The organism is Fictibacillus sp. 26RED30, assembly GCF_015903845.1.
Classification (GTDB): domain Bacteria; phylum Bacillota; class Bacilli; order Bacillales; family Fictibacillaceae; genus Fictibacillus; species Fictibacillus phosphorivorans.
In genome coordinates this window covers 2,350,364-2,365,127 of sequence record NZ_JACZDV010000001.1, presented here as the reverse complement: position 1 = coordinate 2,365,127, position 14,764 = coordinate 2,350,364, and the positions used below count along the sequence as shown (strand labels likewise).

The 14,764-nt window shown below is 36.8% G+C and carries 17 protein-coding genes and 1 other annotated feature; of the genes, 13 read left to right on the top strand and 4 right to left on the bottom strand.

Translation table 11 applies throughout. The features are described from left to right. Nucleotides 1–226 precede the first annotated feature (226 nt). The 5 genes from IHV11_RS12160 to IHV11_RS12140 all read left to right on the top strand — a co-directional run bounded on the left by IHV11_RS12160 (nucleotide 227) and on the right by IHV11_RS12140 (nucleotide 5,789). Nucleotides 227–1,564, top strand: a complete 1,338-nt coding sequence (locus IHV11_RS12160) for a copper amine oxidase (protein ID WP_231620239.1) — start codon at nucleotides 227–229, stop codon at nucleotides 1,562–1,564. 64 nt (nucleotides 1,565–1,628) lie between these two features. After that, nucleotides 1,629–2,606: a class F sortase gene (locus IHV11_RS12155; protein WP_197194784.1), complete on the top strand. Its 978-nt coding sequence runs from the start codon at nucleotides 1,629–1,631 to the stop codon at nucleotides 2,604–2,606. 173 nt (nucleotides 2,607–2,779) lie between these two features. Beyond that, nucleotides 2,780–3,571, top strand: coding sequence for a nicotianamine synthase family protein (locus IHV11_RS12150; protein ID WP_197194783.1), 792 nt, complete (start codon nucleotides 2,780–2,782; stop codon nucleotides 3,569–3,571). Then, nucleotides 3,568–4,896 (top strand): opine metallophore biosynthesis dehydrogenase, encoded by a 1,329-nt coding sequence (locus tag IHV11_RS12145; protein WP_197194782.1) that lies wholly within the window; start codon nucleotides 3,568–3,570, stop codon nucleotides 4,894–4,896. Before IHV11_RS12150 ends, IHV11_RS12145 begins: the two co-directional genes overlap by 4 nt. Continuing rightward, nucleotides 4,893–5,789 carry a DMT family transporter gene (locus IHV11_RS12140; RefSeq protein ID WP_197194781.1) on the top strand — a complete coding sequence of 299 codons (897 nt, stop codon included), beginning with the start codon at nucleotides 4,893–4,895 and terminating at the stop codon, nucleotides 5,787–5,789. Before IHV11_RS12145 ends, IHV11_RS12140 begins: the two co-directional genes overlap by 4 nt. A gap of 34 nt (nucleotides 5,790–5,823) precedes the next feature. Here IHV11_RS12140 and IHV11_RS12135 read toward each other — a convergent pair whose 3' ends face one another. Together IHV11_RS12135 and IHV11_RS12130 are read right to left on the bottom strand one after the other, a co-directional pair. Next, nucleotides 5,824–7,191 carry an amino acid permease gene (locus IHV11_RS12135; RefSeq protein ID WP_197194780.1) on the bottom strand — a complete coding sequence of 456 codons (1,368 nt, stop codon included), beginning with the start codon at nucleotides 7,189–7,191 and terminating at the stop codon, nucleotides 5,824–5,826. A gap of 84 nt (nucleotides 7,192–7,275) precedes the next feature. Beyond that, nucleotides 7,276–7,504: a binding site (T-box leader), on the bottom strand. Between the two features lie 217 nt (nucleotides 7,505–7,721). Continuing rightward, nucleotides 7,722–8,243, bottom strand: a complete 522-nt coding sequence (locus IHV11_RS12130; protein WP_197194779.1) for a DUF6843 domain-containing protein — start codon at nucleotides 8,241–8,243, stop codon at nucleotides 7,722–7,724. Between the two features lie 182 nt (nucleotides 8,244–8,425). On the opposite strand from IHV11_RS12130, the gene IHV11_RS12125 reads away from it, so the two are divergent. Then, entirely contained in the window at nucleotides 8,426–9,274 is an 849-nt protein-coding gene (locus tag IHV11_RS12125) for a DUF2785 domain-containing protein (RefSeq protein WP_197194778.1), read from the top strand. A 50-nt stretch (nucleotides 9,275–9,324) separates the two neighbouring features. Here the strand turns inward: IHV11_RS12125 and IHV11_RS12120 are convergent, their stop codons facing one another. Beyond that, on the bottom strand, nucleotides 9,325–9,654 hold the full coding sequence (locus tag IHV11_RS12120) for a winged helix-turn-helix transcriptional regulator (protein WP_197128174.1): 330 nt from the start codon (nucleotides 9,652–9,654) through the stop codon (nucleotides 9,325–9,327). 128 nt (nucleotides 9,655–9,782) lie between these two features. Between IHV11_RS12120 and IHV11_RS12115 the strand changes: the two genes are divergently transcribed. The 5 genes from IHV11_RS12115 (at nucleotide 9,783) to IHV11_RS12095 (ending at nucleotide 12,535) form a co-directional block, all read left to right on the top strand. Further along, nucleotides 9,783–10,277: a lactoylglutathione lyase family protein gene (locus IHV11_RS12115; RefSeq protein WP_197127247.1), complete on the top strand. Its 495-nt coding sequence runs from the start codon at nucleotides 9,783–9,785 to the stop codon at nucleotides 10,275–10,277. Nucleotides 10,278–10,414: 137 nt separating this feature from the next. Continuing rightward, on the top strand, nucleotides 10,415–11,065 hold the full coding sequence (locus IHV11_RS12110) for a pentapeptide repeat-containing protein (RefSeq protein ID WP_197194777.1): 651 nt from the start codon (nucleotides 10,415–10,417) through the stop codon (nucleotides 11,063–11,065). Nucleotides 11,066–11,167: 102 nt separating this feature from the next. After that, nucleotides 11,168–11,368, top strand: a complete 201-nt coding sequence (locus tag IHV11_RS12105; protein ID WP_197190547.1) for a hypothetical protein — start codon at nucleotides 11,168–11,170, stop codon at nucleotides 11,366–11,368. Between the two features lie 224 nt (nucleotides 11,369–11,592). Then, on the top strand, nucleotides 11,593–12,372 hold the full coding sequence (locus tag IHV11_RS12100) for an aminoglycoside 6-adenylyltransferase (RefSeq protein ID WP_197194776.1): 780 nt from the start codon (nucleotides 11,593–11,595) through the stop codon (nucleotides 12,370–12,372). A 22-nt stretch (nucleotides 12,373–12,394) separates the two neighbouring features. Further along, nucleotides 12,395–12,535, top strand: coding sequence for a hypothetical protein (locus tag IHV11_RS12095; RefSeq protein WP_197194775.1), 141 nt, complete (start codon nucleotides 12,395–12,397; stop codon nucleotides 12,533–12,535). Nucleotides 12,536–12,581: 46 nt separating this feature from the next. Here IHV11_RS12095 and IHV11_RS12090 read toward each other — a convergent pair whose 3' ends face one another. Further along, nucleotides 12,582–13,778 (bottom strand): DUF418 domain-containing protein, encoded by a 1,197-nt coding sequence (locus IHV11_RS12090; protein WP_197194774.1) that lies wholly within the window; start codon nucleotides 13,776–13,778, stop codon nucleotides 12,582–12,584. A 190-nt stretch (nucleotides 13,779–13,968) separates the two neighbouring features. Between IHV11_RS12090 and IHV11_RS12085 the strand changes: the two genes are divergently transcribed. Beyond that, nucleotides 13,969–14,541: a DUF2975 domain-containing protein gene (locus tag IHV11_RS12085; protein ID WP_197194773.1), complete on the top strand. Its 573-nt coding sequence runs from the start codon at nucleotides 13,969–13,971 to the stop codon at nucleotides 14,539–14,541. 19 nt (nucleotides 14,542–14,560) lie between these two features. After that, on the top strand, nucleotides 14,561–14,764 hold the full coding sequence (locus IHV11_RS12080; protein WP_066392329.1) for a helix-turn-helix domain-containing protein: 204 nt from the start codon (nucleotides 14,561–14,563) through the stop codon (nucleotides 14,762–14,764).

Genomic DNA, 14,764 nt, shown 5'->3' with positions numbered 1-14,764 from the left:
CTGGTGAATCCATAATTGAAGAAGTAAAATAACTACCTTTTATATGATCGGAAAATCCCGTTGAAATGGGATTTTTAAGTGTTTTCCCTATCTGACACCGTAACAAAAACTCGAAAATAATAAATAAATGTTATAAAAAGTGATCCAAACTGAAAAACCTCCCGTTATCTAGATAAGAAAGTTAGCTAACTTCAAAAATTTCTAGAGACAAGGGAGAGAACTTATAATGAACTTGAAAAAACTAATCGTACCCGCATTAAGCGTATCCTTACTGATTCCTACTGCTGGAAATGTACAAGCAGCTGAGAAACCAACGGTGAACACACCAGCTTCTCAGTTAAGAGCTGACTTGGATTATCTATTATCTGAACACTTTGTCTTAGCTGTTACAGCTATGACTAAATCGTACGATGGAGCGAAGGATGCTGAAGCAGCGAACAAAGCTCTAGATCAGAACGCTCTTGATATGACACCTGCAATTGCATCTGTATATGGTGAAGAAGGTGCAGCTGAATTCGAGAGAATCTTTAGAGAACACAATAACTACACAGATGATCTTGTAAACGCAGCAAAAGAAAAAGATGAAAATGCTCGTGCAGATGCTGAAAAAGAAGTAGCGGAATTCGTTGAAGAGTTCTCCACGTTCTTAAGTACAGCAACAGAAGGTAAACTTCCAAAAGAAGCTGCTACAGAAGCAGTAAAAGTACATGAAGCTCAAGTATTAGAAGTGTTTGATAATTATGTAGAAGGCGATTATAAAGAAGCGAACGAAACGTTCCGTGAAGGTTATAAACACATGTACGTAATTAGTGATGCTTTATCAGGAGCAATCACTACACAAATGCCTGAGAAATTTGAAAACACGAAATCTGACACACCAGCAGCAGATTTACGTTCAGCACTGAACAGCTTAGCTGCTGAACACTTTGCATTAGCTGCGACAGGCATGCAAAAAGGATTTGATCAGAAAAAAGACTACGATTTTGTAAGCTGGGCGGAAGATGCTCATACAAGTGATTTCAAAGCAGCTATCGCTTCTATCTATGGTGAAGAAGGAGCAGCACAGTTTGAAAAAGTTTGGCAAGGAAACCATATTAACGCACAATCTGAAATCGTTGCAGCAACACTAGAAGGTGATGAGGCAAAAGCAAAAGAAGCAAAAGCAAAACTTGATCAGTTTGCAATGGATTTCGGAGCATTCTTAGGAGCGGCAACGGCTGAAAATCTGCCAGCTGCTGATGCTGAAAAAGCGATCAAAGCACACGAAGACCTAGTAAGACAAACATTTGATCAATACGTGGCAGGAGATTATGATGCATCATACGCTTCATTCCGTGAAGGATACAAATACATGTTTGGTGTAGGTCAAGCATTGGGTGGTGCGATTGTAACTCAAATGCCAGACAAGTTTGCAGGAAGTGAAATGCCTTCAGATATGCCGAAGACAGGATTTGGTGGAGCGAGTGAATCTACATCTGCTTCTGCAATTGCTCTGACTGGTCTTGGCTCACTATTAGCAATGTCAGCACTATTCTTATTCAGAAGAAAGTCAACTAATCAGTAATTAAAACATATATGGAGAGGGGGAAACCTCTCTTCTTTTTTTATAAAAGAGGTGTAATGATCACATGAAAAAAATCATCTTTCTTTCCATCAGCAGTCTGCTTTGTTTTGTCCTGGCAGCTTACAATTACGGAATCTTTCCATCTCAAGCTTCTTCTCTACAAGAGAAATCTAAAGGAGAGCGTATTGAATCCAACCTGGAGAATGCAACACAAACACCTGATACAACTAAGAGTCCTTTAGCAAAAGAGTTCACACTTTTAAAGTCTGAAGTAAAAAAGCTGACTGAAGCTCAAGCAAAAGAGTCTGCGGAAATGAGAGGCATTGTTCCTGTTCGCATTGAGATTCCCGCAATCAATGTTAAAGCACCTATTGAGCAGGTAGGTATTTTAGAAAACGGACAGATGGGTGTTCCAGAAGATACGAATAGTGTAGGATGGTTTGAACCGGGTGCAAAACCTGGTGGAAGAGGAAGCTCAGTTTTGGCAGGACATGTTGATAGCAAAACGGGGCCAGCTATTTTCTTTGATCTCAAGAAATTAAAGCAGGGTGATGAGATCATTATTACCGATAAAAATGGAGCAGCACTGACGTTTGTGGTGAACAAACAAAAAAGCTATCAGAGAAACTCAGCCCCTATCAATGAGATCTTTCAAACTACTAGTGGCCAGAATCTGAATCTAATTACTTGCTCTGGCGTTTTTGATCGAACAGAAGGTACACACGAAGAACGACTTGTTGTATTTGCTGAATTAAAGAAAGAAAACTTTGAAAAACCCGTTACACCGCCTGAAGCTCCTGAGAATGTGGAGGTTAACGGAAGCTTTGTAACCTGGCATGCTGTTCGAAAGGATAACATCGTTGGTTATCGAATTTATAGAAGTGAACAAAAAGATGGGAAGTTCGAACAAGTTGGAAGCATCTCTGCTCATGAAAGAAAGAATTTCACAGATGAAAATGCTGAGAGTTACTATTATTATGTTACATCCATTGATACTTTAGGAAAAGAATCGAAACCTTCTTCAATTGCTAAGGTAAAATAATGACCTCATTAAAAGTACTGCGCATTTAGCAGTGCTTTTTTTGTTTTAGGTAAAAGTGCAGTGATTGTAACGTTCAAGAATAATTATCATTGACTCGTGTGATGAAGTGATGATATTATTTAAAAATTAAATCGTAATAATTACGATTTACAATAAAGTGTATGGAGGTTCTAGTGAAAGAGAGATTTCAATTATTACTATCTTTGAAAGTCACTGAGTATGAGATCAATGAACTTTCAAAGTTTGCCAAAGAATGTGATGAGTGTTATGAGCTATTAAAAGTAAAACTTGATAGTCTTCATCATTTTATGAGAGATCCTACTAACCTGCATCGATGGCGAGAGTGGGGTGAAGATAAGGACATAGTGTCTTTATCTGAAAAGCTGCGGGAAGCTTCCGTACAAGCTCTTTGTGAGATGGAAAAATATCAGAGTTTGCGAACATGTAATCATCAATTGAATGCAAGTGAATACATAACTACACTTTCACAAACGGTGAAACAAGAATTAGATGAATTACATATTAACGAGAATTCAAAAGTGTTATTTATAGGTTCAGGAGCGTTTCCCATTTCCGCTCTTACCATTGCGAGTGAAAAGAATGCAGAAGTTCATTGTATAGACATTGACGAAGAAGCGGTTGAGATGGGCAGAAAAGTTTCTGAGATTACAGGACTTCAAGAAACTGTTAGATTTTCTAAGTCCGTTCGAAACGATGTGCCTTTTGCTAAAAGAACGACTCATGTAATAATCGCTTCTCTAGTTAGAAACAAACGGGAAGTACTAAATGAAATAAAGGATTTGGTACAGCCTCATACAAAAATTATACTCCGATACGGAAACGGTTTAAAATCAATCTTTAACTATCCGTTAGAGATGAAGTTGACTAACGATTGGGAACTGAAGAGTGTAAAGAGATCAGAAGGTATCTATGACACGATGGTCTTAGAGAAAATGAATGTATGAATGTAATGAAGGAAGTGAGTGAAATCATGAATGATATTAGGCCAAGCGACTTAGGGAATACCCTAATCGCAGGCGCTGGGCCAGCTGCTATTCAGACAGCCGTCCAACTATATTCAGGTTTTAGTGAAAGGATAGGACTGTATAATCGCCCTGGTGTACATGCGCAACGTATAAAAAAAGAACTGATTCATAATAATTTTGAAGTTAGCCTGACTATCCAAGGTAAAGAGGCGGAATCAACTGCAAAGATTGATTGTTTTTTTGATGATGTATCCAATTTACCTGATGAATGGGACACCATAATTCTAGCAACTCCCTGTACGAGTTATGCAAATGTAATGAAGTCTCTTCAAACTGCAGAATTAAAGCGAGTAAGAACTATAATCCTCTTAGCTCCTAACATTGGTTCAAACGATTTAGTAAAAAGTTTGATAGCAAAAGAAACAGTTGAAGTAATCAGTATGTCAACTTATTATGCTGCAACTAAATTTCATGCTGATTCTGCAGTCACTGCTCATACGAAAGCATTTAAAAAAAGGATTTACTTAGGTTCTTCAAAAGGCAAAAGCCGTATGGAAGGTGTCCTGAAAGAATTTCTAAAATCGTTGAATATTGATGGGGTGATCGTTGATCATCCGCTCGACGCGGAATGCAGAAATATTACAACCTATGTGCATCCAGCCTTCTTTTTAAATACATTTACTTTAAATGAAATATTCGATGTTCAACCTAAAGATAAGAAGTATATGTATAAGTTGTATCCTGAAGGGCCAATCACACAGCAAAGAATAAAAACAATGGTACGGCTCTGGAAAGAAATCTCAACTTTAATAAAAGAATTAGGAGCGGATCCCATAAATTTATTAAAGTTTTTAAATGACGATAATTATCCAGTACCAATCGAATCTATACCAAGAGAAGATATTGATAACTTTTCAGAATATGAGGAAGTCAAACAGGAGTATCTGCTCTATATACGCTATGCTTCTATTCTAATCGACCCATTTTCAAAGCCTGATCATGAAGGAAGATATTTTGAATTCTCAGCAGTTCCCTTTAAAAAAGCAGAAGAAGAAGAGGGAGTATGGAGTAACCCTAGGATACCCTTTGAAGACTACCAAAAATTAATCCTAATCTATGGTCTTGCAGAAAGGTTAGGGATATCAATGCCTGAGATGAAGATGCTCATAAAGAATTTTGAAATAGAGTGTCAACAGATTGAAAAGATGTTAGGAATAACAGAGTCATTGATTGAAGCTAGAAGACTATCTTCATTGCGAGAAGTAACAGACATCGTGAAGGAAAGAGAGAGGCGTTATTCATGAAAAACGGTGTTTTGCTCGCCATCCTATCTTCCTTTGTTTTCAGTATTATGAACGCTCTCGTTAAGGCAGTAAGTCTAAACATCCCTTATTCAGAAAGTGTATTCTTTAGAAGTTTGATAGGCACAATCATTATCTACATTATTATGAAAAAGAAAAAGGTAGCCTTCTCAAAGACAGGTGTACCAATGCTTATGGTTCGAGGAGTCTTTGGCGCGTTGTATCTATTAGCCTATTTTTATACAATCGCAAAAATTCCATTAGCAGATGCTAGTATCCTGGCCCATCTGTCTCCCATTTTTGCCGTAGTATTAGCAGGTTTGTTTTTAAAAGAAAAACTAACGAAAACGCTTCTATATATTCTTCCTGTCGTGTTAGCAGGGGCGCTCTTGCTGATTAAACCACAAGATTTCTCGTCCTATTCCATGTATGCGCTAATTGGTGTAGGAAGTGCTTTTTTCGCAGCTTGTGCGGCCACTTCTATACGCTATTTAAGCAACAGACATCATGCTTATGAAATCGTATTTTATTTTCTCGCTACAGCAACGATAGTTAGTATACCTTTAATGTGGAACCAATTTGTAATACCTTCACCATTAGAACTGTTTTATCTGATCTGTATCGGAGTTGTATCTTTAGTAGGACAGTTATTCTTAACAAGTGCATTTACGCATGAAAATGTCGTTGTTGTAGAGGTTACCCGTTACATTGGAATCGTCTTTAACGCTTTTTGGGGCTTTTTATTCTGGTCAGAGATTCCAGATGGTCAAACGGTTCTAGGAGGTATGTTGATTATTGCTTCATGCATCTTCTTATCTCGAAGACGATCACTGGAAACAAAGGTTGGTAAACTAAAGTTAAATAAAGTAGCGATGAATACAGGTGCGAAAAGGTAAGGAGAAAACGCTCGGTTACGAGCGTTTTCTTTTGTTAACTCACCATCTTTTCTTGATTCGGGTTAAGTGATTTTCTTCTAAACACATACGTTGCACTTATCAATAAATAAATGCCTAGGGTTACACTAGTGATTATAATTGAAGTGGTGAGTACAATGCCGATCAATATAGCAAGTAAAGACAGAATAGCAATCCAAGTGGTATAAGGAAACCATCTTACATAATAGCCGGAAAGCTGTTCATTCTTATTTCGTGACTTTAAATGTGCAAAGGCAATGATTAACCATATAAACAATACGGTATAGCCAAGTGATCCCATAAGATAGTTAAAGGTTTTGTCGCCTGCAAAAATAGAAATGAGTACACCTGCATATAGAGAAGCTGTACACATCAGAATAGCGATAAAAGGAACTTTTTTAGATGAAAGTCGAGCGAAAATCTTAGGAACACGACCATCAACGGCTTGTGTATACAGCACACGTGATGAACCATATAACCCTGAGTTCATGGATGAGATGATCGCAAGAAGAATCACACCATTCATCACATGATCTGCACCAGGAATTCCGATCATCTGAAACACCATGACAAAAGGACTTTCATTCACGCCATTTACTTGATTCCAAGGAATTAAGCCAACAATGATAAAGAAAGGAAACAAGTAAAACGCAATGATACGAGTTAATGTACTGCGAACAGCTTGTGGTACTACTTGTTCTGGATTCTTCGTTTCAGCTAAGGTTACACCGATAATCTCCGTTCCACCATACGAATAGATCACGACTAACATAGCTGTCATAAGACCGGCTGAACCGTTCGGGAAGAATCCCCCCTGCTCTGTTAAGTTCGTAAAATTCGGTGCAATATGATCACCAAACGACACGAATAAAAGCAAAAGTCCTGAAAGAATAAAGATGACGATGACACTAATCTTAATAAGTGCTAACCAATACTCCGTCTCAGCAAATATTTTAACGGATAATAGATTTACGATGGTGACGGCGATTGAAACCAAAAAGGCTAGCAGCCAAATTGGCGTATCCGAGAACCAATATTGAAGAAATATCGCTGCCACCACAGCTTCTGCCGCAATGTTTAGCACCCACATCTTCCAATAAATCCAATCAAGAAAATAAGCGGGGAACATGCCTAATACAGATTGAACAAGGTCACGAAACGTTCGGGCACCACTGTTTTGAACAGCCATCTCTGCTAAACCTTGCATCACAAATAATAAAATGATTCCGCCGATCAAATAGGCTAGAACAACAGAGGGACCAGCTGAATCAATAGCCGCACTGCTGCCTTTAAAAAGTCCAGCTCCGATACTGCCTCCAAGAGCCATCATCATAATATGACGAGAAGTCATCGTTCGTTGTAAGTTCTCTGTGCTTTTTTTCATCTTCATAACCTCTCTTAAAGTGATGTTAGAATCTATAAAACAAATAACAAAAAAAGGCTTACCATCTCTGATCTCATTTGTGAGAAAAGAGACGATAAGCCTTTGGCTGACCGCGGTACCACTCTTGTTGATTCGTCATAGAATCCTGCTTGTAGAACCTGTTAACGAAGGTTAGTCGTCAAAACATAGAGAACGCGTTCTTTTTGTCTTGCTGCTCCAGGGCGAGTTCAAAGTTTTCATAGACTGCGTTCCACCAACCCGCAGCTCTCTAGACTACAAAATGACTTTTACTACTCCCGTTCGTTGCTTTTATCAAAATGATTATTCAGAATAATATGGATTACTATAAAGGCTGTATCTTGGGCTTGTCAACACATAAATTTTAAATGAACCAGCACAAGGTAGTATGGAAACGGTATCATTTATCCACTTTCTGAAGTTATTTCTAGCTGTTCTTAACATGTCATGAGGTGAAGAATGCTAAATAAAAAAAGGGTGCAGGAGGATTTGAAATCCCCTAGCACCGTTACTTATTTCTTTATAGCTAGCTTTTGAAAATAATATTTTCCTACATGGTTCACTTGCGCGTTAAAATCATTTCTTCCATTTTCTTTAAAAGAAGGACCACAACTAGAAGACGTTACTTGAATAACGGAATACTTAATATCTTCACCGTTTCTACCTGAAAAACCACCGTTTGATCCAAGACTGATACACTGGTCGTTGATTTCTTTTCGTTTGCCGTTTTTATCAACATAATAATATTTATCATTCACAACCCCATAGATCATGTCCTTCGTTGAGGTGAATGAAACACCATACTGACTGATCTCAGTATCTTTTAGTACATCCAAAGTCTTTTCTTTTACAGGAATTACTGTGTAATCATCTTCTTTTTTTAAAGCGGGTTCGTCTGGCATGTTATAGAACGTAAAGATAGAGCCCTCAAAGCCTTCTGGAATTAAAAAGATGTTGTTTGTAGTCTCTTGTTTGTTATAACTACAGCCTGCTAAAAACAATATAGATATCGCAACAATTATATATTTTTTCAAGTGCATTCACTCTTTCGATTCATTTTCTTTATTGTATCATTGTATCCAAAATTCCAATAACAACTAACAAGCTTTCCACAGAATTGTAACGAGTTAAACAAATTTTTCCAAAAATAAACCTGTATTATACCATCTTTTTGTATAATGAAAATATAGAAATACAAAATGGGGGTAGAAAGATTATGACTACTTTGTTCCAAAGCGACAAAACCGTTGAAGAAAGCGAATTATTAAGGCTTTTGACTTCAATAAATAACAAGGAAAAGACATGGGAAGATGTAGATCAGGAAGTTGTTTTAGATGCGATGATTCTACATATTGGGTCACCTAATAGTGATCTACGAGAGATGGTTTATCGATCGTTTTATATGTCAATTATCCACGATCAACTCGACTACGAGACATTAAAGAAACTTCTAGATTATAGTGTAACGCACCTTTTATTTAAAGGAATCGGCGAAAGTGGGACAGATTCTGTTTTCACACGAGCTTTCACGACGATATTAATTGCTGTGATCATCCATAAAGATATTGAAGTGGACTTTCTTTCAAAAGAAACACTTATTGAAGTGAAAAATGAAATCAAAAAGTACATAGAATTGGAACGAGATGTTAGGGGTTATGTACCCGTAAAAGGTTGGGCACACAGCATTGCTCATGTGGCGGATACATGTGATGAATTGATCAAGAGTGAAAAAATTGCCGAAGTTGAATACTTTCTTATCATCGAAATTCTTTTGAAAAAATATTGTACGACTCCGACTGGATTTTTGCATGGAGAAGACGATCGTGTTGTTATTGCTGTTCTAACAATGCTCAAAAAAGAGGTTGGATTAGAAGAATTAAAAATGTTTGTCGAAGGTATTCCTGGTTTTTTAAAATCTCAAAAAGAAGAATTGTCATCTGAAAAGTATTGGTTCGTTATGGCTAACTGTAAGTCCCTGCTAAAAAGCCTCTTCATAGGAATTAGTGATGATCCAATATGTAACTCATTACAACATACGATTCAAAAATGCTTATCACAAATTTAAACAAGCTAAAGGAGGCAGGCCATTGGTTTAGAGCACTGAACCTCCTTTTGTTATGCTAAATCTCCGTGCTCTGTTCCCCATTCATGCATCTGTTTTAAAATGGGCATTATTGTCGAACCGAATGCAGTCAATGTATATTCTACCTTCGGAGGTACTGTATTGTACGATTTCCGATCAATGAATCCGTCTTCTTCAAGTTCCTTTAATTGCTGAGAAAGAACTTTATGTGTCACTCCTGACAACAGGTTTCTTAATTCGTTGTATCGTAAAGTACCATCTACACCTAAGTGCCATAGAATAACCGTTTTCCATTTACCACCGATTTTTTGTAATGTATATTCAATTGAACATTTTAGCTTGCCATCGTCATGTGTTGATATTTTCACGAAACTAACATCCTTTCTTACTTCTAGGATAGTATGTCACTTTAAAGTGCGTTCTTACATAGTAGGAGAGTGTCTGGGTATAATGATTCCTGTAATCAACAAAAACAGGGAGGAAGATGAATATGCCAATCTATCCAAGAACATTTTCTCATATTGGATTGTCCGTGCCAAATCTAGAAGAAGCGATTAAATTTTACACAGAGGTTTTCGGATGGTACGTTATCATGGAGCCTTCAGATGTAGAGAATGACGATACACCAATCGGTCAAATGTGCCGTGATGTTTTCGGTGATGACTGGGAAACATTTCGAATTGCACATTTAGCAACAGGTGACAAGATTGGAGTAGAGCTTTTTGAGTTTCCTCATAACGAAAAGCCTGAAAACAATTTTGAATATTGGAAAACAGGTTTGTTCCATTTCTGCATCCAAGATCCGGATATTGAAGGAATTGTAGCTAAAATTAAAGAGTATGGCGGCAAACAGCGCATGCCAATTCGTGAATATTATCCGAACGAAAAGCCTTATAAAATGGTCTATGTAGAAGATCCATTCGGCAACATCTTTGAAATCTATACGCATAGTTATGAGCTTACCTACTCTCAAGGAGCATATTAATATACAAGAGAACCGCTGACTATTTTTGTTCAGCGGTTTTTTCATTGCACAGAAAATCAAAGAAAAGAAAAGACTACTATTTATTTTTTTACTTCTGTAAGCTTGATTTAATGAGATTACGTAATGGAGTGAAGAAAATGACAAAGAAATTCAAGGTGAATCTGCCTAAAATTCAGGGAGATTTAGAAGAAGCAAGATTTCGGGATTTGTATTTGGAGGAAGATCCTTATCTTCATGACTGCTCGATAACGGGAGCTTTTTTAGAGAATGAAGAAATCGACAAACTCATCCTATCCAAAGTGAAATTTAATAATGTGACACTAATCCACTCCAGTTTTTATAAAGTGGACATGACCGATGTTGTATTTGAAAACTGTGATCTTTCCAACACAAATTTTAAAGAAGGTATCCTTTACTGCGTTCATTTTAAAGAATGTAAGCTGATGGGTGTAGACTTCGAAAAGGCGAATCTTAGAAATGTAACGTTTGAGAACTGCATGTTAGACATGAGTGAGTTTGTAGAAACAGATCTTAAACCCGTTTTGTTCGATCAATCTTCGCTTAAGAATGCTAACTTTTATGAAACAAAACTTAATAAAGTGAAATTTGAGACGTGTAATATCGAGGAAATCGATTTTACAGAAACAGCATTAAACGGGATTGATATTAGTACTTGTAAATTCAATAACATTAATGTGGACATCTCAAGTTTAAAGGGATGCACAGTATCTCGAGAACAGGCAATCGTGTTTTCAACATTGTTAGGATTAAAGGTAAAAGAGGAATAAAATTAATATTAACGACCAATTGGATAATTATGTTAAAATTAAAGTGTAGGCACATATGGCATTACTTCATGTATAAAATCATTTTCCGCTAGGAGAGATGAAATGAAGGAGAACCTTACACTAGCTTGGATTGCTGCGTTATTTGCTCTTATAGGACAGCTGTTGTTTTTTATAATAATCGCTATTTATTCCGGTGAATGGCGCTTCGTGATGTGGAGTTTCATCGTGAGTATGAGCGTTGGGGTTCCTAGTATGATCCACGTTTGGCAGGCGCAAAAACGTACGAATCTAAACAGAAATTAAGAGAATTCTGGTACACTATAAAGCTCATTTCCCATTTTGAGGGAAATGAGACTTTTTTGTTTTATTTTCTTTAACAAATGAAAAAGAAGGTACCATCCTCCTTTAAGAGGAATATGAAATGAAGATGATAATAGGGAGATGGTTTTCGATGAGTGGGATTTGAAGCTTTACGGAATTTTTATCAGAAGAGGGATGGAGAACTGCCGTTACAGCGGAAAAAATTAATGAGAACTATAGAACAAGACCTAGTGGCAGATAAAAATGTTTTAGCCGTTTTTTATGGCGGGTCGATCGGAAAAGAAAGCACAGATCTCTATTCAGATATTGATCTTCGTGTTGTCGTGCGAGACGCAGTTTTTGAGAAGTTTCGAGAGAATAAAAAGAAAAGAGCGGCCAATTGGGGGCAAGTTCTTTTCTATGAAGATTTTCCTTGGACAAACTATTCTATCGCTCATTATGACTTCTTTATTAAAGTGGATACTTTCTATTACAAGAAAAAAGATCTTCAGCCTTCTATATGGATGCAGCATTTAAAAATAGTTTACGATCCTGAAGGTCATGTAAACTCAATAAAGCAACAATCACTTCAGCTATCCTACTCACCAACGATAGAAGAAGTAGAGATTTGGCGTACTAAATTCTTCGCATACGTTCATGAGTTCTATAGGCGAGTCATGCGTGGTGAACTCTCATACGCAAAACAATGTTTAGAAAACGGAATCTATTCTATGGTGTCTGGATGGTATATGATGGCAGGTCTACAGCCAAATAACTTTGCTGATTGGTCTAAGGTTGAAGGAATGAGGAGTCCGTTAGCTAACTGGCAGCGTATGCTTCTATCTGAATGGCGCTACAATTCAAACGAAGAGGACATGTTACGAGTCTTAATAAACATCTTACCTCAATTTCAAAAGTTGCATAAAGAGTTATGTGAAGTTGTTGAAATTACGTATGACCAGAATTGGGAAGAAGATATTTTGAGAAAGGTCCTATTTAATTTTTAAACTTGAATGAGGTGGTGAGTGTATGGGTGGGGCTTCAGGGCTAGCGTTTATGGGCTTATTTACTTTTATTTTTCCAATAGCTGTAGGAACCTTTGTGTTGGTCATGCTGTATCGAATGAATCAATCACTTAAAAGAATACCAGATCGACTAGATGAGAAATAATAGTCAAACAAAAAATAGCTGTCCCTGTGTGGACAGCTATCTTTATTTATATCGCTTTTCTATGATTATTCTCTAAAGAAGTATGTTTTTTGAACTTAGGTATCTTTAAGTAGACGACCAAGCGTACAAGATATTCCATTGGACCGATGGGTAGATGTTTTAAATAAATCGAACTAAGGAATGCTTGAGTTCCGAAGATTATAACACCTACTACAGTGGCCAGAATTACACCAAGATCACCAAACCAACCTAAACCATAGCCGTAAAAAAGAAATGTACAAATCATCGATTGCATTAAATAATTTGTTAATGATAGTTTTCCCATACTCTCAAAACCACTTAAAAAGCGTTTGAACTTCTGATGGTTGTAAATGTAAACGAACAGACTGATATAACCGATAGCAAGCATACTTCCTCCGATCATACTCATATCTAAACGATAATCCCACTGCTTGCTGAGGAGAGGGGTAGCTTTTAGTAAGAGACCGATTGGTATAAATAAACCACTTAGGATTGTGAACTGTTTGATCTTAGAAGACGTGTTTTGCAGCCATTTTCGATGTGCTGCATACATACCAATCAGAAACATCGGACTAAGAACAAAAGGAGTTAATAATAACATGAAGGCGGCTTCACCACCACTCATATCAAGCATTTCGTCATTAAGACTGTGTGCTCTTATTTCTGAGTACGTTCCTGATCCATAGATCTCTTGTGTTTGTTTCATGTATAAATCTATCTTATCAGCACGAATCATTTTGATTTCTTCTGCCTCAAACAGAGAGCCAATGAAGAGAAGAGAGAATAGTAGAACAGCCCAAATCAATAGTGTCTTTGGTTTGCGATTTACCATGACCAAAAGCAGAAGACCCATAAGCCCATATACAAAAAGAATATCTCCTTCCCATAAATACGTACTATGCAAGATCCCAAGAGTCATCAGTAAAGCAAATCTTCTGAACAGATGCCACTTTACGCGTTTGTTATTTTCCTTTAACTTGTTACGCATAAGAATGAGAGAGTACCCAAATATGAACATGAAGATGGGAAGGAATGCGCCTTCAATCACCACTTTTGTGAAGTAGTAAGCATATGTATCAACGATTGATAATTGATAATAATGAATTTCATCCTTTCCAAAGATTCCGAACTGGAAAATGAGTAGGTTTGCTAAAAGAATCCCTAATAAACTAAATCCCCTAATACCATCGATGATGTTAATTCTCTGTTTGACCAATGACATGTTAATGATCCCCTTTTTCTACATAATTACCAATACCTAACAAATGCGTCGACGACATAACTATAACAGCGCATTTTATAAAATTCAACAATTATTTATTGTTTTACGATAAAAAAATAATGATTATTGAGATTTTATCCTTCTTTTATGGTATGTTAAATTTATGAAATTAAAGAAGAGGAGCAGAAAGATGAAGTGGAAAATTTTTTATAAATATGGAGCGAAATTATGCTCAGTTCTTTTTTATGTTATTGGTCTTATTGGTATTTTTACCTTGGTATATCATTTGTCTTATTTAATGAGTCCAACAGGGGAATTGGCAAAGTCTTTCGGTGCATTTGATCCTGTGTACAGCAACTTAACGTTAGTTTTTGATACTCAACCTTTACTTTATAAGGATGAAGAATTCATCGTCCTCTCATTGGTGACCTCTATCATTATGTTTGTTTTTGCATTAATTTTCTTAAGACTCATGAGAAAATTGTTACAGAATTTACACCAAGAGAGTTTATTTATGATGGAGAACGTTAAGGTTTTATTCAAGATGGGTATCACCATTCTTGTACTTGGGTCAGCTTTTACCTTTATGGACGAGCTTTTAATGACAAAAGCACTTAAGGAAATACATGTAACGAACGCTTCTGTAACATATACAGGATTAGCTTATGTTGATACGTTTTTCACAGGGATTTTCGTAATGATTCTAGCCTCTGCACTAAAGGTTGCCGTAGAGGCAGTAGAAGAAAATAAACACACAATCTAAAAGTGGAGTAGGGATTGCAATGATTAGAATAAAATTAGATGTTATGATGGCACAGCGAAAAATGTCATTGAACCGATTGTCTGAACTGGTTGATATCACCCCTGCTAATCTTTCTGTACTTAAAAATGAAAAAGGAAAAGCGATTCGTTTTTCAACACTAGATGCCTTGTGTAAAGTACTAGAATGTCAGCCAGGCGATCTCATCGAATATATTGAAGACTAA

Bases quoted from the DNA above. Each gene is read 5' to 3' on its own strand.
- IHV11_RS12160 (WP_231620239.1), top strand. From the start codon at position 227: ATGAACTTGAAAAAACTAATCGTACCCGCATTAAGCGTATCCTTACTG.
- IHV11_RS12155 (WP_197194784.1), top strand. From the start codon at position 1,629: ATGAAAAAAATCATCTTTCTTTCCATCAGCAGTCTGCTTTGTTTTGTC.
- IHV11_RS12145 (WP_197194782.1), top strand. From the start codon at position 3,568: ATGAATGTAATGAAGGAAGTGAGTGAAATCATGAATGATATTAGGCCA.
- IHV11_RS12140 (WP_197194781.1), top strand. From the start codon at position 4,893: ATGAAAAACGGTGTTTTGCTCGCCATCCTATCTTCCTTTGTTTTCAGT.
- IHV11_RS12135 (WP_197194780.1), bottom strand. From the start codon at position 7,191: ATGAAAAAAAGCACAGAGAACTTACAACGAACGATGACTTCTCGTCAT.
- IHV11_RS12125 (WP_197194778.1), top strand. From the start codon at position 8,426: ATGACTACTTTGTTCCAAAGCGACAAAACCGTTGAAGAAAGCGAATTA.
- IHV11_RS12115 (WP_197127247.1), top strand. From the start codon at position 9,783: ATGCCAATCTATCCAAGAACATTTTCTCATATTGGATTGTCCGTGCCA.
- IHV11_RS12110 (WP_197194777.1), top strand. From the start codon at position 10,415: ATGACAAAGAAATTCAAGGTGAATCTGCCTAAAATTCAGGGAGATTTA.
- IHV11_RS12105 (WP_197190547.1), top strand. From the start codon at position 11,168: ATGAAGGAGAACCTTACACTAGCTTGGATTGCTGCGTTATTTGCTCTT.
- IHV11_RS12100 (WP_197194776.1), top strand. From the start codon at position 11,593: ATGAGAACTATAGAACAAGACCTAGTGGCAGATAAAAATGTTTTAGCC.
- IHV11_RS12095 (WP_197194775.1), top strand. From the start codon at position 12,395: ATGGGTGGGGCTTCAGGGCTAGCGTTTATGGGCTTATTTACTTTTATT.
- IHV11_RS12090 (WP_197194774.1), bottom strand. From the start codon at position 13,778: ATGTCATTGGTCAAACAGAGAATTAACATCATCGATGGTATTAGGGGA.
- IHV11_RS12085 (WP_197194773.1), top strand. From the start codon at position 13,969: ATGAAGTGGAAAATTTTTTATAAATATGGAGCGAAATTATGCTCAGTT.
- IHV11_RS12080 (WP_066392329.1), top strand. From the start codon at position 14,561: ATGATTAGAATAAAATTAGATGTTATGATGGCACAGCGAAAAATGTCA.